Origin of the sequence: Nocardioides bigeumensis (assembly GCF_039531755.1) — a bacterium.
Lineage (GTDB): Bacteria > Actinomycetota > Actinomycetes > Propionibacteriales > Nocardioidaceae > Nocardioides > Nocardioides bigeumensis.
In genome coordinates, this window is the sequence record NZ_BAAAQQ010000011.1 from 227,840 (window position 1) to 250,972 (window position 23,133).

Annotated in this window: 25 protein-coding genes; 13 read left to right on the forward strand and 12 right to left on the reverse strand. The window is 71.3% G+C overall.

What is annotated here, in order from left to right:
• The first annotated feature begins 290 nt into the window (after positions 1–290).
• Positions 291–1,187 carry an LLM class flavin-dependent oxidoreductase gene (locus tag ABD295_RS10205; RefSeq protein ID WP_344303598.1) on the forward strand — a complete coding sequence of 299 codons (897 nt, stop codon included), beginning with the start codon at positions 291–293 and terminating at the stop codon, positions 1,185–1,187.
• A gap of 71 nt (positions 1,188–1,258) precedes the next feature.
• Here ABD295_RS10205 and ABD295_RS10210 read toward each other — a convergent pair whose 3' ends face one another.
• Positions 1,259–1,933 carry a hypothetical protein gene (locus ABD295_RS10210; RefSeq protein ID WP_344303599.1) on the reverse strand — a complete coding sequence of 225 codons (675 nt, stop codon included), beginning with the start codon at positions 1,931–1,933 and terminating at the stop codon, positions 1,259–1,261.
• A gap of 34 nt (positions 1,934–1,967) precedes the next feature.
• Here ABD295_RS10210 and ABD295_RS10215 point away from each other — a divergent pair, with 34 nt between their 5' ends.
• Complete coding sequence (locus ABD295_RS10215) at positions 1,968–2,111, forward strand: hypothetical protein (protein ID WP_344303600.1); 144 nt, start codon at positions 1,968–1,970, stop codon at positions 2,109–2,111.
• 71 nt (positions 2,112–2,182) lie between these two features.
• On the opposite strand, the gene ABD295_RS10220 is transcribed toward ABD295_RS10215, so the two are convergent.
• Complete coding sequence (locus ABD295_RS10220; RefSeq protein WP_344304046.1) at positions 2,183–2,734, reverse strand: YbaK/EbsC family protein; 552 nt, start codon at positions 2,732–2,734, stop codon at positions 2,183–2,185.
• 30 nt (positions 2,735–2,764) lie between these two features.
• Between ABD295_RS10220 and ABD295_RS10225 the strand changes: the two genes are divergently transcribed.
• Together ABD295_RS10225 and ABD295_RS10230 are read left to right on the forward strand one after the other, a co-directional pair.
• Complete coding sequence (locus ABD295_RS10225; RefSeq protein WP_344303601.1) at positions 2,765–3,796, forward strand: glycerophosphodiester phosphodiesterase family protein; 1,032 nt, start codon at positions 2,765–2,767, stop codon at positions 3,794–3,796.
• A gap of 70 nt (positions 3,797–3,866) precedes the next feature.
• Entirely contained in the window at positions 3,867–4,055 is a 189-nt protein-coding gene (locus ABD295_RS10230) for a hypothetical protein (protein WP_344303602.1), read from the forward strand.
• On the opposite strand, the gene ABD295_RS10235 is transcribed toward ABD295_RS10230, so the two are convergent.
• The 3 genes from ABD295_RS10235 to ABD295_RS10245 all read right to left on the reverse strand — a co-directional run bounded on the left by ABD295_RS10235 (position 4,052) and on the right by ABD295_RS10245 (position 6,494).
• The gene (locus tag ABD295_RS10235; protein WP_344303603.1) at positions 4,052–4,867 is read right to left on the reverse strand and encodes a siderophore-interacting protein; all 816 of its coding nucleotides are present in this window, start codon (positions 4,865–4,867) and stop codon (positions 4,052–4,054) included. The two genes, ABD295_RS10230 and ABD295_RS10235, sit on opposite strands and share 4 nt — an antisense overlap.
• 95 nt (positions 4,868–4,962) lie before the next feature.
• Positions 4,963–5,883, reverse strand: a complete 921-nt coding sequence (locus ABD295_RS10240) for an LCP family protein (protein WP_344303604.1) — start codon at positions 5,881–5,883, stop codon at positions 4,963–4,965.
• Positions 5,883–6,494, reverse strand: a complete 612-nt coding sequence (locus tag ABD295_RS10245) for a hypothetical protein (protein ID WP_344303605.1) — start codon at positions 6,492–6,494, stop codon at positions 5,883–5,885. Before ABD295_RS10245 ends, ABD295_RS10240 begins: the two co-directional genes overlap by 1 nt.
• A 221-nt stretch (positions 6,495–6,715) precedes the next feature.
• Here ABD295_RS10245 and ABD295_RS10250 point away from each other — a divergent pair, with 221 nt between their 5' ends.
• From ABD295_RS10250 to ABD295_RS10275, 6 genes are all read left to right on the forward strand, one after another.
• Entirely contained in the window at positions 6,716–10,576 is a 3,861-nt protein-coding gene (locus ABD295_RS10250; protein ID WP_344303606.1) for a multifunctional oxoglutarate decarboxylase/oxoglutarate dehydrogenase thiamine pyrophosphate-binding subunit/dihydrolipoyllysine-residue succinyltransferase subunit, read from the forward strand.
• 9 nt (positions 10,577–10,585) lie between these two features.
• Positions 10,586–10,765, forward strand: coding sequence for a DUF6104 family protein (locus ABD295_RS10255; protein WP_344303608.1), 180 nt, complete (start codon positions 10,586–10,588; stop codon positions 10,763–10,765).
• A 9-nt stretch (positions 10,766–10,774) separates the two neighbouring features.
• The gene (locus tag ABD295_RS10260) at positions 10,775–11,347 is read left to right on the forward strand and encodes a hypothetical protein (RefSeq protein ID WP_344303609.1); all 573 of its coding nucleotides are present in this window, start codon (positions 10,775–10,777) and stop codon (positions 11,345–11,347) included.
• Positions 11,348–11,414: 67 nt separating this feature from the next.
• Positions 11,415–11,852: a hypothetical protein gene (locus ABD295_RS10265; protein ID WP_344303610.1), complete on the forward strand. Its 438-nt coding sequence runs from the start codon at positions 11,415–11,417 to the stop codon at positions 11,850–11,852.
• Between the two features lie 93 nt (positions 11,853–11,945).
• On the forward strand, positions 11,946–12,446 hold the full coding sequence (locus ABD295_RS10270) for a sigma-70 family RNA polymerase sigma factor (RefSeq protein WP_344303611.1): 501 nt from the start codon (positions 11,946–11,948) through the stop codon (positions 12,444–12,446).
• On the forward strand, positions 12,446–13,213 hold the full coding sequence (locus ABD295_RS10275; protein WP_344303612.1) for a hypothetical protein: 768 nt from the start codon (positions 12,446–12,448) through the stop codon (positions 13,211–13,213). The genes ABD295_RS10270 and ABD295_RS10275 overlap by 1 nt, the downstream gene beginning before the upstream one ends.
• Before the next feature lie 9 nt (positions 13,214–13,222).
• Here ABD295_RS10275 and ABD295_RS10280 read toward each other — a convergent pair whose 3' ends face one another.
• The 4 genes from ABD295_RS10280 to ABD295_RS10295 all read right to left on the reverse strand — a co-directional run bounded on the left by ABD295_RS10280 (position 13,223) and on the right by ABD295_RS10295 (position 16,507).
• Positions 13,223–13,924: an SDR family oxidoreductase gene (locus ABD295_RS10280; protein WP_344303613.1), complete on the reverse strand. Its 702-nt coding sequence runs from the start codon at positions 13,922–13,924 to the stop codon at positions 13,223–13,225.
• A gap of 11 nt (positions 13,925–13,935) precedes the next feature.
• Entirely contained in the window at positions 13,936–14,904 is a 969-nt protein-coding gene (locus ABD295_RS10285) for a zinc-binding dehydrogenase (protein WP_344303614.1), read from the reverse strand.
• Between the two features lie 9 nt (positions 14,905–14,913).
• Positions 14,914–16,029 (reverse strand): NAD(P)-dependent malic enzyme, encoded by a 1,116-nt coding sequence (locus ABD295_RS10290; protein ID WP_344304047.1) that lies wholly within the window; start codon positions 16,027–16,029, stop codon positions 14,914–14,916.
• A gap of 103 nt (positions 16,030–16,132) precedes the next feature.
• Positions 16,133–16,507, reverse strand: coding sequence for a S24/S26 family peptidase (locus ABD295_RS10295; RefSeq protein WP_344303615.1), 375 nt, complete (start codon positions 16,505–16,507; stop codon positions 16,133–16,135).
• A gap of 50 nt (positions 16,508–16,557) precedes the next feature.
• Here ABD295_RS10295 and sodN point away from each other — a divergent pair, with 50 nt between their 5' ends.
• On the forward strand, positions 16,558–16,956 hold the full coding sequence (gene sodN / locus ABD295_RS10300; protein ID WP_344303616.1) for a superoxide dismutase, Ni: 399 nt from the start codon (positions 16,558–16,560) through the stop codon (positions 16,954–16,956).
• Positions 16,957–17,013: 57 nt separating this feature from the next.
• Here sodN and ABD295_RS10305 read toward each other — a convergent pair whose 3' ends face one another.
• Positions 17,014–20,556, reverse strand: a complete 3,543-nt coding sequence (locus tag ABD295_RS10305) for an adenylate/guanylate cyclase domain-containing protein (RefSeq protein WP_344303617.1) — start codon at positions 20,554–20,556, stop codon at positions 17,014–17,016.
• A 162-nt stretch (positions 20,557–20,718) separates the two neighbouring features.
• On the reverse strand, positions 20,719–21,093 hold the full coding sequence (rpsL, locus tag ABD295_RS10310; RefSeq protein ID WP_344303618.1) for a 30S ribosomal protein S12: 375 nt from the start codon (positions 21,091–21,093) through the stop codon (positions 20,719–20,721).
• Positions 21,094–21,289: 196 nt separating this feature from the next.
• Between rpsL and ABD295_RS10315 the strand changes: the two genes are divergently transcribed.
• Together ABD295_RS10315 and ABD295_RS10320 are read left to right on the forward strand one after the other, a co-directional pair.
• Positions 21,290–21,739 carry an ATP-binding protein gene (locus ABD295_RS10315; protein ID WP_344303619.1) on the forward strand — a complete coding sequence of 150 codons (450 nt, stop codon included), beginning with the start codon at positions 21,290–21,292 and terminating at the stop codon, positions 21,737–21,739.
• A complete protein-coding gene (locus ABD295_RS10320) occupies positions 21,726–22,559 on the forward strand; it encodes an RNA polymerase sigma factor SigF (protein WP_344303620.1) in 834 nt (277 codons plus the stop codon). Before ABD295_RS10315 ends, ABD295_RS10320 begins: the two co-directional genes overlap by 14 nt.
• Before the next feature lie 45 nt (positions 22,560–22,604).
• Here ABD295_RS10320 and ABD295_RS10325 read toward each other — a convergent pair whose 3' ends face one another.
• A complete protein-coding gene (locus ABD295_RS10325) occupies positions 22,605–22,979 on the reverse strand; it encodes a hypothetical protein (RefSeq protein WP_344303621.1) in 375 nt (124 codons plus the stop codon).
• Positions 22,980–23,133: the final 154 nt, after the last annotated feature.

Here is a 23,133-nt window from a genome sequence, read left to right on the forward strand (position 1 = left end):
ACCCGCCCGGATGATGTCCCCTCGATCACGGTCCCGGCCACCGCGGCCGGGCAGCTCAAACTGACCCGCTGCGCCGCGACCAGGTACCCGCGGCTGCGTTGGGCCGTCGAGGACGACCGGCACGTGTCCGGGCGGCTGTTACGCGCCTTGATCGCTGCCACCCGCACTTCTGCCCACGGGACGGGCTTTCGTCACCCACGTCGACCAGGTCGTGGACGTGCTTGCCAGCGTCGGAGGCGAATGAGGTTCGGGGTCGTTCTCCCTTCGTCTGCTGCGCCTAGAGTCCTGGCATGACACGCCCCTGCAAGATCGGCGTCCAGCTACCCGAGGTCGAGCGGTTCGTGCCGTGGCCGGAGTACCTCGACCTGGCCCGGCTGGCGGAGGACGTCGGGCTCGACTCGGTCTGGGTGGGCGACCACCTGATCTACGACCTGCCCGACGGCAGCACGCGCGGGCCCTACGAGGCGTGGACGACGCTGGCGGCGATCGCCGCCGTCACGAGCCGGGTCGAGATCGGACCGCTGGTCGCCGCCACCAGCTTCCACGCGCCGGCCATGCTGGCCAAGCAAGCAGCGACGGTCGACGCGATCTCCGGCGGCCGGCTGATCGTGGGGCTGGGTGCCGGCTGGAACCAGCGCGAGTACGCGGCGTACGGCTTCCCCTACGACCGCCGCGTCTCCCGCTTCGAGGAGGCGCTGGCGATCATCGTGCCGCTGCTGCGCGAGGGCCGCACGACGTTCCACGGACGGTTCTACGACGTCGACGACTGCGTGCTCGACCCGCTGCCGGTGCGGCCGGGCGGTCCGCCGATCATGCTCGGCTCCAACTCACCCCGGATGCTGGGCATCGGGCTGCCCGTCGTCGACTCCTGGAACGTCTGGTGGAGCATCTATGGCAACTCGGCCGAGCGCTTCGCCGAGGTCAAGGCGGGCGTCGACGACGTCATGCCGGTCGATCGGGTGGTCGAGGCCACGGCGGCGGTGATGGTCACGCTGAACGACGGATCCGGACGGCTCATGGGCGACAAGTACGACGGCAAGGTGCGCACCGTGACCCCCGCCGACCTGGTCGGGCACGTACGCGCCCTGGCCGCTGCCGGCGCCACCCATCTCCAGCTGGTCCTCGACCCGATCACGGCGGACTCGATCCGGACCGTCGGTCAGGTGCTGTCCGAGCTCGACGGCTGACTCGCAGCAGCGCGAGAGACTCGACGACCGTGACGCGTCGGACCGCGCCCAGTCGACCGTCTCCGGGTCGATCACGACGACGGAAGGCTCGCGACGACCTCCGCCGCCGTGTCGGTGAGCGAGGCCCACGCGGCGACCAGCCCCCGCTCGGTGACGGCGCGGGTGCGGGCGGCGACGGTGAGGTTGCGCGAGACCAGGCCGTCGGACGCGGCTGCGGTCGCGCGCCAGCCGTCGTTCCCGGGCTTGCGGCACGAGGTCGCAACCAGGAAGCGGTCGCCGGTGTCGGGCAGCGCGACGGGTCGGCGCGGTCCGTCGCAGGTCAGGAAGCCCGCCTCCCGCTCGGCCCCGACCCGCGCCGCGCGTGGCGAGTCCCACACGTCCATGCCTGCGCCCCACGAGCCGACCTGGCCGTTGTCGAGCTCCACATAGACGTCCCACGAGTCCGACGACAGGTGGCCGTCGGCCGCGAGCTGCCCGCGCAGCAGTGGCTTGTCGTAGTCGAACTTCCCGCCGTCGAACTCACCGTCCTCGGGCGACCCCACCGCCTCCAGCGCCACTCGTGCCGAGTCGGCGGTCAACCCCTCCGACGGGGACGCGGTCGACGCGGACGACGTCGAGGAAGACGTCGGCTCAGAGGGTGTCGAGGCAGAACGTGTCGGGGCCGGCTCCGCGTCGGGCTCCTCAGACGAGCAGCCGGCGACCAGCACGGTGACGGTGACCGCGACGAGCAGCGAACCGATCCTCACGCCTACCGACTCTAGGCCGCGGGTACGGAGCGTCGTGACCTCCACGCCCCAAGAACCAGTCAACGCAGCCGAGGAGGACCCGGACGGCGAGTCCGTCGCCGGGTTGCTCCGGACCGAGGACGACCTGCCCGACCAGCAGGACGACGAGGTGGAGGTCGGGCTGGGTCCCGACGCCTAGCGACCCCGGCCGACGAACCGGCTGACGAACCGGCTGACGAACTGGCCAACGAACCGACTGACGGCCCCCCGCTATCGACCCAGGTCGTCGAGCACCTCGACACCGGGGAGCTCGGCCAGCAGCTCGCCTGGGATCAGCAGCTTGGAGTGCCGTACGCCGGAGCCGATGATCGCGGCCTCGATCGCGACGCAGCGCGCGTCGACCAGCACCCGCCACGCGGCGGGGAGGCCGACCGGGTTGATGCCGCCGTACTCCATCTGCGACTCCGCGGTCGCGCGATCCATCGACAAGAACGTCGCCTTGCGGACGTCGAGCGTCTTGCGGACCAGGTTGTTGACGTCGGCCCGGGTGTCGGCCCGGACGACGCACGCGGCGACCCGTTCCTCGCCCGACCGCGCGCCCACCACGACGACGCAGTTGGCGCTCGACTCGAGGGGGACGTCGTAGGCCTCGGTCATCGCCGCGGTGTCGGCGAGCTCGGGGTCGATGCGGACGACGGCGACCCGGTCGGCCGGCGCCCACGACGACAGCGCGGCGTGGACGGTCGGGCCGAGCAGGTCAGGGTGGTCGAGCGCGGGCAGGGACTCGAGGTTGCCCATGCGTGGGAGCGTCACGGCGACCATTGTCCGGCACGGGTCGGGCATGCTGTGCGGGTGCCCGAGCCCGCCGGCAGGCCCCGACCCCGCGTGATCGCGCACCGCGGCGCGAGCGGCGAACGGCCCGAGCACACGCGCAGCGCCTACGCGCTCGCAGCAGAGCAAGGAGCCGACGGGCTCGAGGTCGACGTGGTCTCGACCAAGGACGGCGTGCTGGTCTGTCGGCACGAGCACCAGATCGGCGCGACGACGGACGTCGCCGACCATCCCGGGCTCGCAGACCGCCGCACCACGCGGACGGTCCCCGGGCGCGCGGAGGCGACCGGTTGGTTCGTCGAGGACCTGACCTACGCCGAGCTCCGCACGCTGCGGGCCCGTGAACGGATGCCGAGGACCCGCCCGTCCAGCGCGGCGTACGACGGCCGCGACCCGATCCCCACGCTCGCCGACGTGATCGACATCGTGTCCGACGTGCGGCGCAGCCGACCGTTCAGCCTGTGGGTCGAGCTCAAGCACCCGGCGTACCTCGCGTCGCTCGGCCTCGGGCTCGTCGACCCGCTGCTGGCCGCCCTGGAGTCCGCCGGGCTGGACGGCCCGGGGTCGGACGTCGTGCTGGAGAGCTTCGAGCCGACCGCGCTGGAGACTCTCTCGCAGCGCACCGCACTGCCCCTGATGCAGCTGCTCGAGCTCGCCGACAAGCGTCCCGCGGACCTGGTCGCCCTCGGCGACGAGCGCACCTACGGCGACCTCGCCTCGCACGCGGCGCTCGACGAGATGGCTCCGAGGATCGCGATGCTGGGAGTGCACACGACGCATGTCTTCCCGATCGACCCCGAGGGGGCGACGGGCGCTCTCTCCTCGCTGGTCGACGACAGCCACGCGCGCGGGATCGAGGTCGCGGCGTTCACGCTGCGGCGGGAGAACCGCTTCCTCCCCCGCGACCTCCGGATCGGCGAGGACCCGGCCGCGGGGGGCGACCTGAACCGGCAGGTGCGCGCGTTCGTCGAGGCGGGCGCGGACGCGCTGATCACCGACCATCCGGGCGAGGTCCGCGCCATGGTCGCCACACCGGCTGTGTCGGCGCGCTGACTGACGACCACCCCGAGTCGGCGCATGCTCACGGTGCCGCCTGCGCCGTGACCATGAAGGGGAATCCCGCGTGCACATCGACAACAGCTGGCTCGGGATGTTCAAGGAACAAGAAGAGCTCGCCGCCCAGCAGGTGCTGGACGAGCCGGAGCCCAGCGAGCCTGGGTCGCCCGACGGAGAGCCCGGTGACCCGCAGCGTCCCCGGCTGCGCCTGGTGCCCCCGCCAGAGCTGTCGGACGGAACGCCCGACGAGTCCTAGACGTCGGCCTCGACCTGCGCCAGCCAGTCCTTCTTGACCTCGCGCCACGACTCGTCGGTGAAGGTGCGCCGCCAGTACGGCGAGACCGAGAGCCGCTCGCGCGGCATCCCCAGCCCCCCGAGGAGGTGGCGGCGAACGGCGCGTGTCTCCACGGCGTCGCCGTGCACGAACGCGTGGAGGCCCGTCGGGTCGAGCCGCGCCGCTGCCACGGCCGCTTCGAGCGCCGCGGCGGCCGGCTCGTCGAGCGACGCGCGGTGCAGCCACGTCACAGTGAGGTCGGCGGGCGAGTCCAGAGGGACCTCCCCGTCGGGCCCCTCCACCAGCGCGACGACCACCGCCCTGGAGCCGGCGGGCACCGCCTCCAAGGACGCCGCGATGGCGGGCAGGGCGCTCTCGTCGCCCACCAAGAGATGGGTGCGTGCCTCGGCGTCGGGCCGGTAGGCGCCACTCGGTCCCGAGAACTGCAGCAGGTCACCGGGGCGGGCGTCCCGCGCCCACCGGCCGGCCGTGCCGGTGTCGCCGTGGACGACGAAGTCGATCCACAGCTCTCGTCGGCTCTCGTCCCAACGGCGGACGGTGAAGCGGCGCGGCACCGGCCAGAGATCCCGGTCCAGCGCCCGGGCCGCCGAGAGGTCGAAGGGCACGGCGTACGGCGCCCCCCGCGGCAAGAAGAGCAGGTTGACGTAGGCGTCGGTCCAAGGCGCCGGCTCGAAGTCGTCGAGACCGGCTCCGCCGAGGACGACGCGCACCAGTCCGGGATCGCTCGAGGAGAGCCGCTCGGTGCGGAGGACGGTGCCGTAGGTCGCGCTCACGCTCTCCAAGTTAGGGACCCTAACAAGCTTCCTGGCATCCGGGGTCTCGTGACGTCGGCAGAGCCTCCTCCCCGACCGCCGGAGGGGTGCGCGACTCAGCAACGCGAGATGGTCGCGTCCTGGCGGGCGTCGTCGCCGTAGCGGCGGGCGGTCGCCACGCTGGGGAAGACCACGCTCGCCGCCCCGACCGCACCGATGCGCCCCGACACGACGCAGCTGGTGATCTTGCCCGGCTCGACCTGGGCGACCGCCTGCGCCAGCTCGAACAGCTCGCCTGGCGAGGCGTTCGTGGAGGTGTGCTCCAGCACCGACATCACGCCACGCTCCATGAAGCCGGGCTCGGCGGCCCGGGCCCGGATCTTCGCGTGGATGCCGCGCAGGGTGCGCTGCTGGTTGGCGGACCGGTCGAAGTCACCCGCAGGCAGGGTCTTGCGCACCCTGCTGAAGGCCATGGCGCCGTACCCGTCGAGGTGGATGCGGCCCGCCGTGAAGCCGCCGGGCTTGAGGTTGTAGTCGCTGAAGTAGCGAGGGTTGCGCACCTCGATGCCGCCGATCGAGTCGACCATGTCCTCGAAGAACGGGAACCGCGTGACCATCACGTAGTCCGGCTGGATGCCCACGAGGTTGCCCACGGTGCGCCCGAGCAGCTGCGGACCGCCGAAGAACAGGGCAGCGTTGACGCGCTCGTTGCCGTAGCCGGGGATGGCGACCCACGAGTCGCGCGGGATCCCGATCGCGGTCGCCGCGTGCGTGCGCGTGTTGATGCCGACCAGCTGAAGGGCGTCGCCGCGCGTGCGGTTCATGTCCTGCCCCGGCCGGGCGTCCGAGCCGACGGCCAGGATCCAGATCATCTCGCGGTTGGCGTCGAGGCCCGCGCCGTGACGGATCCGAACCAGCGACACCTCGGTCGGCTTCACCGCCGAGTCCGGGACCACGAACGTGGTCAGGCCCAGCACCAGGGCCAGCACCGCCACCCGGCACCAGCCCGCGACCCGGCGTCGGGTCAGCCGGGCCATCACACGCGCGCCTTCGCCACGTCGTACCCGAAGACCTTCCACTTGCCGTTCTTCTTGGTCAGGAACACCCGTCCGGTCACGCTCACCTTGCGCTCGAGGTCGCCCGCGGTGCGGAAGGCCAGCTTGAGCCGCGCGGTCGCGGCGCGCGCCGTCCGGTGGACCGCGAGCACGTCGACGGTGATCTCGCGCTTCTTGACCACGAGCCCGGCGATCCGGTCGGCGATGTCGGCGTTGGACATCAGGTCCTTGTCGGTCTTGGCCGTGCGGGCGGCACCGTCGGTGAACCCTGGCCAGGTCGTCTCGTCGAACGAGCCGGCGCCACGGGGATAGTCGCCGTCGACGTACGCCGCGGCGAGCCACTTGTCGACCACTCGGGCCACGCGCTTCACGACGTCCTTGCGCTCACCCTTGCCGATCCGGCCCGTGACCGAGCCCTTGCGCGCGACCGTGCGCACCGCGACTGCCGCGTCGTCCGTGCCGGTCGTCGAGCCCGTGGTGGCAGAGGGCGAGGACGTCGACGCGGGGGCGTTCTCCTCACGACCGTCGCTGGTGCACCCGGACACGAGTGCGGCGACGAGCGCGCCCACGGCGAGGAGGGGGGTGACTCGCATGCCATCCACCATGCAACACCCGACACGGCCGGCTCGGCATTGGATGCGCGCGTCACGGCGTGGCTCGAGGCTCGAACCACGGTGAGCCAGACGCGAACATCGCCCCCGGAGCTGATCTCGACCACCGGTGAAGGATGGCCACCGACGTACTAGCCTTGACCTGGTCAGTCGTCGAGACAACCACCACCCACGCGCGCATCCCGGAAGAGGCGAATCCACCCGTGGCGCAGTCCGCCAGTGAGACCCACAGCGAAGGCACGAACCCCTCCACCGACCTGGGAGCCAACGAGTGGCTCGTGGAGGAGATGAAGGAGCAGTACGACGCCGACCCCGGCAGCGTGGGTCCGGAGTGGAAGAAGTACTTCGAGAGCAACGGCTCCCCCGCTGCTTCGTCGGGCAACGGGACACCATCGGCCGCCCAAAGTTCCACCGAGAGATCCGCCGACAAGCCTGCGGAGAAGCCGGCTGACAAGCCGGCCGCGGTCTCCCAGCCGCAGGCGACCAAGCAGGACGCCCCGAAGCAGGCCGCTCCCCAGCAGGCCGCCCCGAAGCAGGACGCCCCGAAGCAGGACGCCCCGAAGCAGGACGGGGATTCGGCGCCCGCGCCGAAGGCGACACCACGCCCGGAGGCGGCCGCCGTCGAGCCCGCCCGTGGCACGACCAAGCCGGTCGCCAAGGACGTGCCCGCCGCTGCGCCGACCACTGCGCGCGACCAACCGAGCTACACCGTCCTGCGGGGTGCGTCCGCCCGCACCGCGCAGAACATGGACGCCTCGCTGACCGTGCCCACGGCGACGTCGGTGCGCTCGGTGCCGGTGAAGCTCCTGTGGGACAACCGCACCGTCATCAACAACCACCTCGCCCGCGCGCGCGGCGGCAAGGTGTCGTTCACCCACGTCATTGGCTACGCGCTGGTCAAGGCGCTGCGCGCGATGCCCGAGATGAACGTCGGCTTCGACATCATCGAGGGCAAGCCCACCCTGATCCAGCCGGCGCACATCAACCTCGGCCTGGCCATCGACATGGCCAAGCCCGACGGCACGCGGCAGCTGCTCGTCCCGTCCATCAAGGGCGCCGAGGCGATGGACTTCGCGGCGTTCTGGACGGCGTACGAGGGCATCGTGGTCAAGGCGCGCAACGCAAAGCTGACCATCGAGGACTTCCAGGGCACCACGATCTCGCTGACCAACCCCGGCACGATCGGCACCAACCACTCGGTGCCGCGGCTGATGAAGGGTCAGGGCGCGATCATCGGGGTGGGCGCGATGGAGTACCCGCCGGAGTGGCAGGGCGCCTCGGAGGAGGTCATCTCCCGCAACGCGATCAGCAAGGTCATGACGCTGACCTCGACCTACGACCACCGGGTCATCCAGGGCGCCCAGTCCGGTGAGTTCCTGCGCCGCGTGCACGCGCTCCTCCTGGGCGAGGAGGGCTTCTACGACGAGATCTTCCGCGCGCTGCGCATCCCCTACGAGCCGATCCGCTGGGCGTCCGACATCTCGCACAGCCACGACGACGAGATCAGCAAGCAGGCGCGCGTCCAGGAGCTCATCCACGCCTACCGCGTCCGCGGCCACCTGATGGCCGACACCGACCCGCTGGAGTACCGCCAGCGCAGCCACCCCGACCTCGAGGTGGAGTCGCACGGGCTGACCCTGTGGGACCTCGACCGCGAGTTCGCCACGGGCTCCTTCGGCGGCGAGCGGCGCTTCATGAAGATGCGCTCGATCCTGGGCATCCTGCGCGACTCCTACTGCCGCACCGTCGGCATCGAGTACATGCACATCATGGATCCCGAGCAGCGCCGCTGGATCCAGGAGCGCGTCGAGCGGCCGCACCAGAAGCCGCCGCGCGAGGAGCAGCTGCGGATCCTGCTCAAGCTCAACCAGGCCGAGGCCTTCGAGACCTTCCTGCAGACGAAGTTCGTGGGTCAGAAGCGGTTCTCGCTCGAGGGCGCCGAGACGACCATTCCCCTGGTCGACGAGATCTGCGAGGCCGCCGCCGAGGCGGAGCTCGACGAGGTCACCATCGGCATGGCCCACCGCGGCCGGCTCAACATGCTGGCCAACATCGTCGGCAAGAAGTACAGCCAGATCTTCCGCGAGTTCGAGGGCAACATCGACCCCCGGACGGTGCAGGGCTCGGGCGACGTGAAGTACCACCTGGGCGCCGAGGGCGAGTTCCTGTCCGGGCTCGGCGACACCATCAAGGTGTCGGTCGCGGCGAACCCCTCCCACCTCGAGGCCGTCGACCCCGTGCTCGAGGGCATCGCCCGCGCCAAGCAGGACATGCTCGACCGGGGAGCCGACTACCCCGTGCTGCCGCTGCTGGTGCACGGCGACGCGGCCTTCGCCGGACAGGGCGTGGTCGCCGAGACGCTCAACCTCTCGCAGCTGCGCGGCTACCGCACCGGCGGCACCATCCACGTCGTCGTCAACAACCAGGTGGGCTTCACCACCTCCCCCGGTGCGTCACGTTCGTCGCTCTACTGCACCGACGTCGCGCGCATGGTCCAGGCGCCGATCTTCCACGTCAACGGCGACGACCCCGAGGCGTGCATCCGGGTGGCGCGACTGGCCTTCGAGTACCGGCAGACTTTCAACAAGGACGTCGTCATCGACCTCGTCTGCTACCGCCGGCGCGGTCACAACGAGGGCGACGACCCGTCGTACACGCAGCCGCTGATGTACGACCTCATCGAGCAGAAGCGCTCGGTCCGCAAGCTCTACACCGAGTCCCTCATCGGTCGTGGCGACATCACCCTCGACGAGGCCGAGCAGGTGCTGAAGGACTACCAGCAGCAGCTCGAGCGGGTCTTCACCGAGGTGCGCGAGGCCGACTCGCAGCCGTCGGAGTGGACGACCGTGCCCGACTACCCCGAGAAGCAGGCGGGACCGACGCGGACCGCGGTGACTCCCGAGGTGCTCAAGCGGATCTCCGACGCCTACATCACCCCGCCGGACGGATTCACCGTGCACCCGAAGGTGATGCCCCAGCTGCAGCGTCGCGCGGCGGCCATCACCGACGGCCCGATCGACTGGGGCACCGGCGAGATCCTGGCGTTCGGCTCGCTGCTCATGGACGGCCGCCCGGTGCGCCTCGCGGGTCAGGACTCGCGGCGCGGCACCTTCGTGCAGCGCTTCGCCACGATCATCGACCGCACCAACGCCGACGAGTGGACGCCGTTGTCGACGCTGACCGAGGACCAGGCGAAGTTCCACGTCTACGACTCGCTGCTCTCGGAGTACGCCGCGCTCGGCTTCGAGTACGGCTACTCCGTGGCCCGGCCCGACGCGCTGGTGCTCTGGGAGGCGCAGTTCGGCGACTTCGTCAACGGCGCGCAGACCGTCATCGACGAGTTCATCACCTCGAGCGAGACCAAGTGGGGCCAGCAGTCCGGCGTGGTGATGCTGCTGCCCCACGGGTATGAGGGCCAGGGTCCCGACCACTCCTCCGCGCGCATCGAGCGGTTCATGATGATGTGTGCCGACGAGGCGTTCGTGGTGGCGCAGCCGTCCACGCCTGCCTCGCACTTCCACCTCCTGCGCAGGCACTCCCTGGGCGAGGAGCACAAGCCGCTCATCGTCTTCACGCCGAAGTCGATGCTCAAGCGCAAGGAAGCCGCCTCCATGCCGGAGGACTTCACCACCGGCGAGTTCCAGCCGCTCATCCCGGACACCCAGGCCGACACCGACGCCGTGGACACGCTCCTGCTGTGCTCGGGCCGGATCACGTGGGACCTCGTGGTCGAGCGCGCCAAGCGCGAGGACGGGGCGCGCTTCGCGATCGCTCGTGTCGAGCAGCTCTATCCCGAGCCGGTCGCCGAGCTGAAGGCCGAGCTCGCGAAGTACCCCAACCTCAAGCACGTCCGGTGGATCCAGGACGAGCCCCAGAACAACGGACCGTGGCCCCATTACACGCTGTATGTCTGGCCGCAGCTGGGCCGCCGGGTGGAGGGCGTCACCCGGCCCATGTCCTCGTCGCCGTCGGTCGGCACGCTCAAGCGGCACACGGAGGAGCAGCGGGACCTGCTGGCGCGGGCCTTCGCGGCGCTCCCCCGCGACGCCTCCGACGACTACTGAGGCGCCGAGGTGTACTTCACCGACCGTGGCATCGAGGAGCTCCAGCGCCGGCGGGGCGACGACGAGGTGACCCTCGCCTGGGTCGCCGACCGGCTCCAGGAGTTCACCGACACCCATCCCGAGTTCGAGACAGCGGTCGAGCGGCTGGCCACCTGGCTGGCCAGGCTCGACGACCCGGACGACGAGTAGCAGCGGACCGTGGCGTTCCCGTCCCCGCCCTGGAAGATCCACGGCCAGGCGTGGTTCTCGTTGTTCTACGCGACCCGACCCGGTGACGCCTTGGGTGTGTACGCCGCGGCGTGCCTCTCCCACGAGAGCGGCAGCACCCTTCCGCACCAGGCGCTGCTGGTGGGCCGTCTCGTCCGCGAGGACGGTGGCAGCGCTGTGCAGGTCGTGGACGGGTGGGCCGACAACGCTGCCGCTGTCGAGGGCTACCGCGCGGCTTTCGGCTTCCCGGTCGGTTCGGGCTCGCTCGAAGCAGAGGTCGGTGGACTCGGTCCGGTGGGCCGCGCTGAGTGGCACGCGCCTGCCGTCGCCGGGGCACATTTCGCCGACACGGCGGGCGTCGCGCTCCGTATGCCGCTCCGGCTGACGACACGCCAACCCGCCGTGGGGGAGCCGACCATGGGTGCGTCCCTCTCCGGGTCGGCGCGCTCGGTGCCCTGCCTGGGCGTCTGGAGCATCCCTGAGGACGGACCGCTCGGCTGGTTGGCGCACAAGCAGCCCTTCGCGTCGTTCCGCGCTCGGGACGCGCGACTCGTCCTCGGCTGAAGCTTTTGCTTTGGTGTGAGTATCCATGCGGTCTCCTGACCCCGGCCGCCGGGAGACCCTTGGCGACATGAACCGCCTACGCCGCTGGTTTCCCGCACTCGTCGTCGCCTGCGAGATCGCCACCATCCTCAACGGGCTGGTCGTCGGCTGGGTCAGTGTGTGGTTCCAGCTCTTCGGGGACACCGCGGACCGCGACGACTACCTGGTGTCCACCGGCGGGTACGCCGCCGGGGCCGTCGCCGGCCTCCTCGGCCTGCTGGCATTGCGCCGCCTGGAGGTGACGTCATGGGTGTTCTGGCTCTGCGCGGTCGGAGCCGGCTGCCTCGTGCCGCTGGCCCTGTCGTCGTTGTCGTCCGCCGGCAGCGCGGACGACCGCGGCGCCGGGATCGACACCTGGGTGGACGGCGCGGGAGGGGTGCTGGCCCTCCCCTGGACGTGGGTCGTCGTGGTGCTCGGCTTGCTGGCCCTGGTCGGCCGGGGTCCGCGCCGGGCGACGTCACCGTGATGAGCTTCTCTCAGGATCTGCACGACCAAAGGGAACCGATCGTGGGGCTGCGCTCTCTTCTAGTGTGACCGAGCGCCGAATCGAGGAGACCAGATGCGGGCACCGTCTTGGGAGCCGGAGTACGCCGAGTTCTTCGTCGCCCGCCAACGCGCGCTGATGCGCACGGCGTACGCCATCTTGGGGAGCTGGGCGGCCGCCGAGGACGCGCAGACCACCATGACGCAGATGTACGTCCACTGGCCGCGGGTGCAACCGCACGCGCGGGTCGCCTACGCCCGACGCACGCTGGTGAACACCTGTCTGTCCATCGGCCGGCGTGAAGCCCGGGAGCAACCGCGCTCCGAGCTGCCGGACCGCTCGCCGAGCGAGGCCCCCGACACCGACCTGCGGCTCGACCTGGACGCCGCTCTGCGCCACCTGAGCACCCGCGACCGTGCGGTGCTCGCCCTCCGCTTTCTCGAGGACCTTCCGGTCGCGGAGGTCGCCGACCTGCTGCGGCTGCCTGCCGGGACCGTCAAGAGCCAGACAGCACGGGCGCTCGCGCGACTGGAGAGCCTCCTCGGCTCCCCTACACCAACCGAACGGAGCACATGATGACGACCGAACAGCTTCTGCGCACCCACTTCGACGAGACGACGCGCGAGGTCCGCGGTGGCCCGACCCTCCAGGCCAGCCTCAACGCGGGGAGGCGTGGTCGTCGCCGGACCCTGGTCGCGGGTGCCGCGGGGTCAGCCCTCGCGGTGGCCGTCGTCGCCACGACAGGGGTGCTCGTGTCTGGTGGGTCGCCGCCGTCGGCGGACGCGCCGGCAACGGACCCGGCAGGCGCCCCGGCAGCCGCGCCGGCCGTCGAGGACATCGTGGCCGACGCCGACCTCGACGAGCTGCTGCAGACGGTGGTGGTGGATCATCTTGGCGACACACCGCGACTGAAGCTGGTGGACGTCTTTCCCAGCGACTGGGACCACAACGGCCCGATGCCCGACGCGGACCACGCGGACGCGACCGACTGGCAGGCCGCCTACACCGTCGGCGACACCGACATGCTGCTCTTCGTCGGGTACCCCATGCCGGGCGAACCAGCTCTGGACAACTGCTCCGATGCGCCGGACGGCTCTGCCTGCTCTCCGGTCGCAGGAGGTCTGGTCGTGGAGAACGGCTCCCTCGTCGCGGACGGCGGCCCGGTGCGCTTCACCACGACGTACGTCGGTGCGCGCCCGGGCGTCGTGGTCAACCTGATCGAGACCGTCCCCGGTGTCGACGTGGAGACCGCCTCGTCTCAGCGTGTCCTCACCCGTGACGGAGTCCTCGCCACTGTGACAGACCCACGGCTGACGTTCCCCTTGCCCAAGAGCCGTCGGTGAGCCGCCGGCTCAGGTCGGACGCGGCACCACCGGACGCACGCTGACCTCGGGGATCGTCGCGTCGCGCGGCAGGTCGAGCACCGTCATCACGGTGTCGGCCACCGTCTCGGGCGAGATCCACTTCGACTCGTCGTAGACGCGTCCCTCCTGCTCGTGCACCTTCTCCTGCATGGGCGTCGCCGTCCGGCTCAGGAAGACGCTGGTGACCCGCACGCCGTTCTCGATCTCCTCGGCGCGCACGGCGTCGGCCAGCGCCCGCAGGCCGTACTTGGTGGCGGCGTACGCCCCCCACGTCGGGCTGGAGTAGAGCCCGGCCGAGGAGTTGGCGAAGACGATGGTGCCGCGGGCGGCGCGCAGCGCCGGCAGGCAGTGCCGGGTCAGCACGGCGGGAGCCACGAGGTTGACGTCGAGCTGTTCGCGCCAGTCCGCCAGGGACGCCTCGCCGACGGCGCCCAGCTCCAGGGCTCCCGCGATCTGCATCAGCGAGTCGAGCTCGTCGGGCAGGTCGGCGGCGGTCAGGGCGGCGTCGAGTCCTTCCACGTCGGCGAGGTCGGCGACGACGAGGTCGCTGCCCGGGTACGCCGCCCCGAGCTCCTCCGCGCGGGCGTCCGACCGCGCGACCAGCACGAGGTGGTCGCCGCGCTCGTGCAACCGGCGGGCGATGGCCGCGCCGACACCTGAGCCGGCGCCGGTGACGAGGTGGCTGGTCACGGCCCTGGCCATCAGCGGGTCAGCACGATCTTGCCGAAGACGTCGCCGGACGCCATGGCGGCGAGCGCCTCGGGCGCCTGGTCCATCGGCAGCGTGCGGTCGAGCACCGGCCGCACGCCCGTGGCGTCGAGCATCGTGATCAGCGAGGCGAGCTCCTGCCGGGTGCCCATCGTCGAGCCGACCACCTTGAGCTGCAGGAAGAAGATGCGGGTCAGCCCGGCGTCCTCGAGCTTGGGACCCGAGGTCGTGCCGCTCGTGACCAGGGTGCCGCCCGGTCGCAGCGACCGGATCGAGTGCAGCCACGTCGCCTGCCCGACCGTCTCCATGACGGCGTCGACGGTCGTCGGCAGTCGCTGGCCCGTCTCGAAGACCTCGTGCGCGCCGAGCTCGAGCGCCTTGGTGCGCTTGGCCTCGTCGCGGCTGGTCGCCAGCACCCTGAGGCCGGCGGCACGCGCCAGCGAGATGAGCGCGGTCGCGACGCCGCCGCCGGCCCCCTGCACCAGGACGGTGTCGCCGGGCTTGCAGCCGCCCTGCACGAAGAGCATCCGGTACGCCGTCAGCCACGCGGTCGGCAGGCACGCGGCCTCCTCGAACGACAGCGACGCCGGCTTGGGCACCAGGTTGGCCCTCGGGACGGCGACCCGGTCGGCGAACGTGCCCTGGTAGCGCTCCGAGAGCAGCGAGCGCCCGGGGTCGAGGGTCTCGTCGCCGGTCCAGCCCGGCTGGCTGATCACCGCGTGGACGACGACCTCGTTGCCGTCCTCGTCGATCCCGGCGGCGTCACAGCCGAGGATCATCGGGAGCTGGTCCTGCTTGAGGCCGACCCCCTTGAGCGACCACAGGTCGTGGTGGTTGAGCGCCGACGCCTTGACGGTGACGGTCGTCCAGCCGTCGGGCACGTCCGGATCGGGGCGTTCGCCCACCACCAGCCCGTCCAGCGGGGACTCGGTCGAGAAGGACTCGGCGTAGACAGCGAACATAGGGGGACGCTATCGGCGCGCGACTGCGTCGCGGCGGGCGGCCTCGGCGACGGCGGAGGACACCGCAGGGCCCACGCGCGGGTCGAACGGCGACGGCACGATGAGGTCCTCGGACAGATCGGCGCCGACCAGGTCCGCCAGCGCCGAGGCCGCCGCGAGCTTCATGCCCTCGGTGATCGCGCTCGCGTGGACGTCGAAGGCCCCCCGGAAGATGCCGGGGAACGCCAGCACGTTGTTGATCTGGTTGGGGAAGTCGGAGCGGCCGGTGGCGACGACCCGTGCGTGCCGGCGAGCGACGTCGGGGTGCACCTCGGGGTTGGGGTTGGCCAGGCCGAAGATCACGGCCTCGTCGGCCATGGTCGCGACCACCTCTTCCGGGACCGTCCCGCCGGAGACGCCGATGTAGACGTCAGCCCCCGCCATCACGTCCGCGAGCGAACCGTGGCGGTCGAAGGTGTCGGCGGTGAGCCGCGCAAGCCCGGCCTTGACCGGGGTGAGGTCGTGGCGGCGGGAGCTCAGGACCCCTTGGCGGTCGGTCACCGCGAGGTCGCGGACCCCGGCGCCGAGCAGGATCTTCGCGACGGCGACGCCGGCCGCGCCCGCACCCGCGATCACGACCCGGGTGGTGGCCATCTCGCGTCCGGTCAGCCGCAGCGCGTTGGTCAGTGCGGCCAGGGCGACGACGGCGGTGCCGTGCTGGTCGTCGTGGAAGACCGGGATGTCGAGCATCCCCTTGAGCCGCTCCTCGATCTCGAAGCAGCGCGGCGCGGAGATGTCCTCGAGGTTGATGCCGCCGAAGCTGGGCGCGAGGCGCGCGACGGTCTCGATGATCTCCTCGGTGTCCGTCGTGGCCAGGCAGATCGGCACTGCGTCGACTCCGCCGAACTGCTTGAAGAGCACTGCCTTGCCCTCCATCACCGGCATCGCGGCGGCCGGTCCGATGTCGCCGAGCCCGAGGACCGCCGTGCCGTCGGTGACGACGGCCACGGTGTTGGGGACCCACGTGTAGTAGCGGGTCATCTCCGGGTCCGCGGCGATCGCCTCGCACACCCGCGCCACTCCCGGCGTGTAGGCCAGCGAGAGCTCGTCACGGCCGGCCAGCTCGACGGTCGAGAGGATCTCCATCTTTCCGCCGACATGGAGGTCGAACACCGGGTCACCAGCGAAGGGGTGGCCCTGGGACGAGTTCACGACTCGTGAGTCTTCCACAGGCGTCCCCGGTGTCCCCTCAGACGAGACGAGGCATTGGCCACAGCCGGGCGCGTACGACGGCCAGCACCTCGGACTCGCGCACGGGTCCCCGGTGCCGGGAGTCCACTCCGCGGTCGGGGTTGTCCGAGAGCAGCCACCACGCGGGCGAGCCGTCGCGCGCCGTACGCCGCTCGACCGCGCGCTTGACCGCCACCGTCCCGTCGGGGAAGCGCGCGACCACCAGCCGCCCGGGGCTGACCCGGCCCCCGTGGACGACGAGGAGCCGGTCGCCCGACCGCAGCCCCGGCAGCATCGAGTCGCCGGTGACGACCGCCAGGCCCAGCCGCCGGCCCCTCCCTCTGGCCCCACCGGCGTCCGGGCCCACTCCCGGGGGTGTGGTCGCCTCTCGCACGGACGCTAGTGTCGCAAGGGAACACCCCAATCCACTCCGAGAGGACCACGATGCTGCGTCTCTTCGCTCCGACCATCGACGTGTCGGCCCACTGCGACCTCCCCTGCGGCGTCTACGACCCGGCCCAGGCTCGTATCGAGGCCGAGTCGGTCAAGGCGATCATCGCCAAGGTCGCCGACAACGACGACCCTGACTTCCGCACCCGCGCCGTCCTGATCAAGGAGCAGCGCTCCGAGCTGGTCAAGCACCACCTGTGGGTGCTGTGGACCGACTACTTCAAGCCCCCGCACTTCGAGAAGTACCCCCAGCTGCACACCCTGTTCAACGAAGCCACCAAGCTGGCTGGCGCCTCGGGCACCAAGGGCGAGCTCGATGCCGCCAAGGCCGACGAGCTGCTCAGCAAGATCGACGAGATCGCCGAGATCTTCTGGGAGACCAAGAAGGCCTGAGCTCAGCGAGCCGCACCGTCTGTGACGTGGCCCCGCACCGAGCGGGTCGGGGCTGCGTCACCCACGGACACGCTGAGAGAGCGAGGCCTCGGCGGCGTCGAGGTCACGAAGCCACCGTGTCGCCCCTAGGCGCTGGTACTCCGTGCGCGCTTCTGCGAACAACGGGTTCGCCTCGTCGTCTCGGCCGCGGGCCGCGAGCCAGGCGCCGAGCGACTCCTGGCAACGCGCCACGGTGGGTGGCGACTTCCAGGCGCGAGCCGCCTCGATGGCCTGCCGCAGCTGGCGCTCGACCACCGGGTCGGCAGCACCCGCAGCCGCGTCCCTGAGCGCCCGCATGCGGCCGTGCACCGCCCGCACCCCAGCCGGCCTGACGTGGGTGCGCGTCGACTCGACCAGGAGGAGCAGCTCGTCAAGCGTGGCGAGGTCGTCCAGGGACCACACGAGGTCGGTCGCCCCCTGCCAGATGAGGAGGAAGTCGTCGGTGAGGGCCAGCGCCTCGTGGGCTGCGCGAGCCCCTCGAAGCGCCAATCGAGAAGCCTCCGCCGGATCCTGCTCCCACGTGGCGTACGCGGTCTCGAGGTCGCTCATCGCCTTGACCACGGCGTCCTCGACCTCCCACTCACCCGGCGAGACATCTCCGCCAGACCTGTCGCGCGCCCAGTCGATGCGGCGCTCGATCATCGCGGGATAGACGCCGAAGCCGATGAGTCGGACGAGGTCGTCGTGTCGGAGAACGGCCAAAGCCTCGTCCCAGTCTCCCCGGCCGAGCAGCGCGACACCCAGGTTGGCGAGGGCGTTGGCGTGCACCGGGACGTTGCCCGAGGTCCGTCCGACATCGGCGCCCTCCCGCGCCAGCATGGTGGCTTTGTCGAGGTCCTCAGCGGTCCAGGCCACCGCTGCGTTGAGCAGGTTGATGCATTGCTCGCGCAGGAAGTGCCCTTCCTTCGCGATCTTGGTGGCCGCATCGAAGATGATCAGGGCAAGCGTCCGCTGGCCGACGGTCATGTAGTACACCGCACGGTTGCCCAGGCTGCGCAGGATGGCCAGGGGGTCGCCGGTGAGCTCGGCGAGACGTCCTTCCTCCTCGGTCAGCCGACCCCACTCGTCGGTGTCGCCCCTGCGCAGCGCCACCGAGAGGTACAGCCGGACGAAGAGCAACCGCAACGACGGGTCGGTCTCGCCCAGCTGCTCCAGCATGGCCAGGCCCTCGGCCGCCACTTCCTCGGCTCGATTGAGGACGCCTCTGTCAGCGAGCGCCGTCGCCCGCGTAGCGGAGGATCGGACCGCCTCGAGCGGTTGTCCCATCTCCTCGTAGTTCGCCGCGGATGCCTCCGCCGTGTCCGCGGCTCCGACGAAGTCACCGGTGCGGAGGAGGGCCTCGGCCAACGACCGCTGCAGCCGGGCCGCGACGAGACGGTCGTCGACCCGCGCGACAGCGGTCCTCAGGTGTGCTGCCGCCTCACGAGGTGACCCGAGCGCCGTGGCGCGCTCCGCAGCCCGCTCCAGGTGGCCCACGGCTCGTGCCGCCCAGGTGGTGGCGTCGTCGGTGTCGGGCAGGGCGTCCGCAGCATCCAGGTAGTGCTGGGCGATCACGGCGGCGACCTCGTCGGCCTGCTCCGCGTCACCCTCCAGGAGCTCCGCGACCTGAAGGTGCATCGACCGGCGGTCGCGCCGCGACAGCATCCCGTAGGCGACCTGCCGCACAGCGCCCTGGACGAACCTGAGCTGCCCGTGCTCCGCGCTGAAACGGTTCGCCTCCTGACCGATGAGCTGGAGCCGGGTCAGCTCGGCGACAGCGGCGTCCAGGTCGACGTCGTCGTCACGCAGGAGGGCCAGGTGCTCGCGCGGGAAGCTCGTGCCGAGCACGCTCCCGACGTCCAGGACGCGCCGCACACCCGGGGGCAGCGCGTCCAGACGCGCGGCGATGAGCGCCTGCAGCGAGGGGGGTGCGCCGATCTGGTCGAGGTCGAGCGAGGGATCGACCAGGACGTACTGGCCACCTCGAGGTACGACGAGGTCACGGTCGATGAGCGAGCGCACGGTCTCGACCGCGTAGAGGGGAATGCCCTCGGCGCGGGCGACGAGCCCGGCCCGTACGTCGTCGGGCAGGCCGGCGACGAGCCCGTCGAGCAGCCGTCCGCTGCTCTGGTCGGTGAGCGCCTCGAGGTGCAGCACCGTCACCCGGCGGTTGGTCGCCAGCCCGGGGTGCTCGTCGAGCAGGGTCGGTCGCGCGAGCAGCATGACGAAGCAGCCGAACGAGGCTGCGCTCAGCAGGTGCTCGAGGAACGCGATCAGACCGTCGTCGGCGTGCTGGGCGTCCTCGACCACCAGTGCGACCGGGACGCCCTCGCCGACCCGCTCGAGAAAGGTCGTCCACGCGGCGTAGAGATCCTCGCGCGGAAATCCGCCGAGCGCGCCGACGCCCAGCAGGGCGCCCACCCGTGGACCGAGCCAGGCTCTCTCGTCGGGGTGGGGCACGTAGCGATCGAGGCCGAGCCCGAGCAGCCGGGCGAGGTCGTCCTCCTCAGCGGCGTCGTCCTCGGGGTCGTCGGGCTGAGCCAGCAGCCGCAGCCGGCCGCGGATGGCCTCGGCCAGGGCGTAGTAGGCGACGCCCTCGCCGTAGGACAGGCACCGACCCGAGTGCCACTTGACCGAGGTGTTGACGCCGTCGGTGTACTTCTCGAACTCCCAGCCGAGCCGCGTCTTGCCCACGCCGGCCTCGCCGGCGACCACGAGCATCGACGGGCGACCGGTCTCCTCGGCGGCGTGGAACAGCTCTTTGACCAACCGCAGCTCGCGGTCCCTGCCGACCAGGGGCGCCTCGAGACCGTCGGCCCGCTGGGCGCCGCCGACGTTGGCGACCACGGCCCGCACCGCCCACAGGGGCACCGGGTCGGCCTTGCCCTTCATGGCGTGGCTGCCCACGTCGACGTAGGAGATCGCCGAGGTCGTGAGCAGCCGGGTCGTCTCGTCCACCCAGACCTGCCCAGGCGTCGCCGCCGTCTGCACCCGGGCAGCGGTGTTGACCGCGTCGCCCGCCACCATCCCCTGCTGCGTGGCCCCCACGGTGACCGCCACCTCGCCGGTCACGATGCCGACCCGCATGGCCAGGTCTGGTACGCCGAGATCGGCACCCATCGCTCCGACAGCCGTCACCAGCTCGAGCCCGGCGCGCACCGCCCGCTCGGCGTCGTCCTCATGGGCGGTGGGCACGCCCCAGACCGCCATCACCGCGTCGCCGATGAACTTCTCCACCGTGCCGCCGTAGCGCCCGACGATCCGGCTGCACTCCTCGAAGTACGACGACAGCAGCTCGCGCACGTCCTCCTGGTCGCGGTTCTCCGACAGGCTCGTGAAGCCGACCAGGTCGCCGAAGAGCACGCTGGTGACCCGGCGCGACGCCACCGGGCCGGGCGAGCGCTCCGGGGCCTCGGTCGGCTCCGTACCGCGTCGGGAGCCGCACTCGGGGCAGAACCTCGCCGACGCCGTCAGGGACGCCCCGCAGGTGCCACAGAGCTCCCCCAGGCGCGCTCCGCACTCCTGGCAGAAGCGGGCACCTTCGGCGTGGCCGGTGGCGCCACAGCTCGCGCAGTCGGTCAACCAGCACCTCTCAGCGGTCGGACGGGCACGAGGCGCCCCGAGCGCTGCCGTCGTCGAGGACTGGCTGAAGGTTAACCGTGCGCCGACCGGTGGGGAAACGAAACGACGACGCGCGCCGCCCCCGAGGGGACGGCGCGCGTCGTCGTGTCTGTGAGGAGCCGGTCAGCTCTTGTCGCGCTTGGCGCCGTAACGGCTGCGGCCCTGGCGACGGTTCTTGACGCCCTGGGCGTCGAGCGCGCCGCGCACCACGCGGTAGCGCACACCGGGCAGGTCGGCCACGCCGCCGCCCTGGACGAGCACGATGCTGTGCTCCTGGAGGTTGTGCCCCACGCCGGGGATGTAGGCCGTGACCTCGACACCGGAGGAGAGGCGGACACGGGCGACCTTGCGCAGCGCGGAGTTCGGCTTGCGAGGGGTCGTCGTGTAGACGCGCGTGCACACGCCGCGGCGCTGCGGCGATCCCTTGAGGGCGGGGGTCTTGACCTTCGCCTTCTTGGACTGCCGGCCGTTGCGAACAAGCTGCTGAATGGTGGGCACTAACCATCTCCCGTGCTGTGGATTGAGAAGTCTCAGGGTATCCGGGCGCCTCGGGGCACACCAAATCGGCCACCAGAGCGCTGGAGCGGAGATGCGCCCCCACCCGGCAGGCCTGCACAGCCTACGCCGGTGTCCGCGATTAGGGTGCTGGCAACCCCCTGCCATGGGAGCGGGGCACCGGCAGAAGGACACGTGGATGAGCGAGGAGTCCCCCCAGGACGCGAGCGGTAGGCCCGACGTGGGCCGTGCCGACGTGGAGCTGCGGCTGCCGGCCGACAGCGCCTACGTCTCCGTCCTGCGCACCACGACGGCGGGCCTGGCTGCGCGCCTCGACTTCACCATCGACGACATCGAGGACCTGCGGATCGCCGTCGGCGAGGCCAGCGCGCTCGTGCTGCCCGAGGCCGACGAGGGGTCCGACCTGGTCTGTCGGTTCTTCATGTCACCCGGCCGGCTCACCGTGTCGGTGACCGTCGCGGCCACCACGCCGCACACGGTCGACTACGACAGCTTCGGCTGGCAGGTGCTCACCACGCTGGCGAGCGAGGCCGCCCTCGAGCCGGGCGAGGGCGAGCTGACGGTGCGCGTGGCGATGGTGTCCGACCTCGCCGACGACTCACCGACGCGGGCGGGTGCCCACCGCTGACATGACGGCCGGGACCATGGGGGACGGGGGCGCCGGGTCGGTGCCCCAGGAAGTCGAGCACCGGGGTCTGGAGGCGACCCGACAGCGCAGTGCCGAGCTGTTCGCCGACCTCGACGCCGCGCACACCGACGCTGCCCGCCGGGTGGCCCGGGATGCGCTCGTGCACCTGCACCTGCCGTTGGTGGAGCACTGCGCCCGCCGGTTCCGCAACCGCGGCGAGCCCTTCGAGGACCTGGTGCAGGTCGGCACGATCGGCCTGCTCAAGTCCGTCGACCGCTTCGACTCCGAGCGTGGCGTGGAGTTCTCGACCTACGCCACCCCCACGATCATCGGCGAGATCAAGCGCTACTTCCGCGACAAGGGCTGGGCGATCCGGGTGCCACGTCGACTCCAGGAGCTGCGCATGCAGATCGCCTCCGCGACCGGCGAGCTCACCCAGGACCTCGGCCGCTCCCCCACTCCCCGCGAGCTGGCCGAGACCATCGGCTGCAGCGTCGAGGAGATCGTCGAGGGTCTGGAGTCGAGCAACGCCTACTCCACGCTCTCCCTCGACGCCTCGGACGACTCCGACGAGGGCGGCGCGCCGATGCTCGCCGCGCTCGGCACCGACGACGTCAACCTGGAGCACGTCGACATCCGCGAGTCCATCAAGCCCTTGCTGGACCAGCTCGACGCCCGGGAGAAGCGGATCCTGCTGCTGCGCTACTTCAAGAACATGACCCAGTCCCAGATCGCCGCCGAGATCGGCGTCTCCCAGATGCACGTGTCGCGCCTGCTGACCCGCACGCTGGAGCACCTCCGGGTCTCGCTGCAGGACTAGCCGGGCGACGAGCGCGGTGCCCAAACAGCGGTGCCCACACACTCGTCAGGTCTCGTCGCCCACGATCGCCCGGGTGCTGGCGGGGTGGAGCACGCCCACGACCACGACCAGTGCGGCGACGGCCAGCGCTGCCGCGATCAGGGTCGTCTCGCCGCCGCGGAAGCTCCACGCGACCCCGAGCTGGATCAGCTGGGCGAGGATCACGGGACCGCGCGACCAGGAATGCAGCCGCCAGAGTCCCCAGGCGCAGCTGACCAGCCCCACGCCGTACGCCAGGAAGAAGATCGCAGTGGTGGCGCCCATCGTCACCCGGCCCGTCGAGATGGCGGCGGCCTCGAGGACGCCGTACCCCGCGAGCAGCAGTCCTTCCACAGCCACGATCGAGGCCGAGACCACGAGAGGTGCCGGGGGTGCGGACATGGGCCGAGACTAGGCCGGGACCGGACCGGAACGAGGCCCGGGCCGGGGCCGAGACGGGCACGTGACGAGGACGCGACCAGGGCGTGACTAGGACGGGGAGGTTCGGGGTACAAGCCCGCGGGTGAGCTGTGACCACGGTTACCCGAAGTCAAGG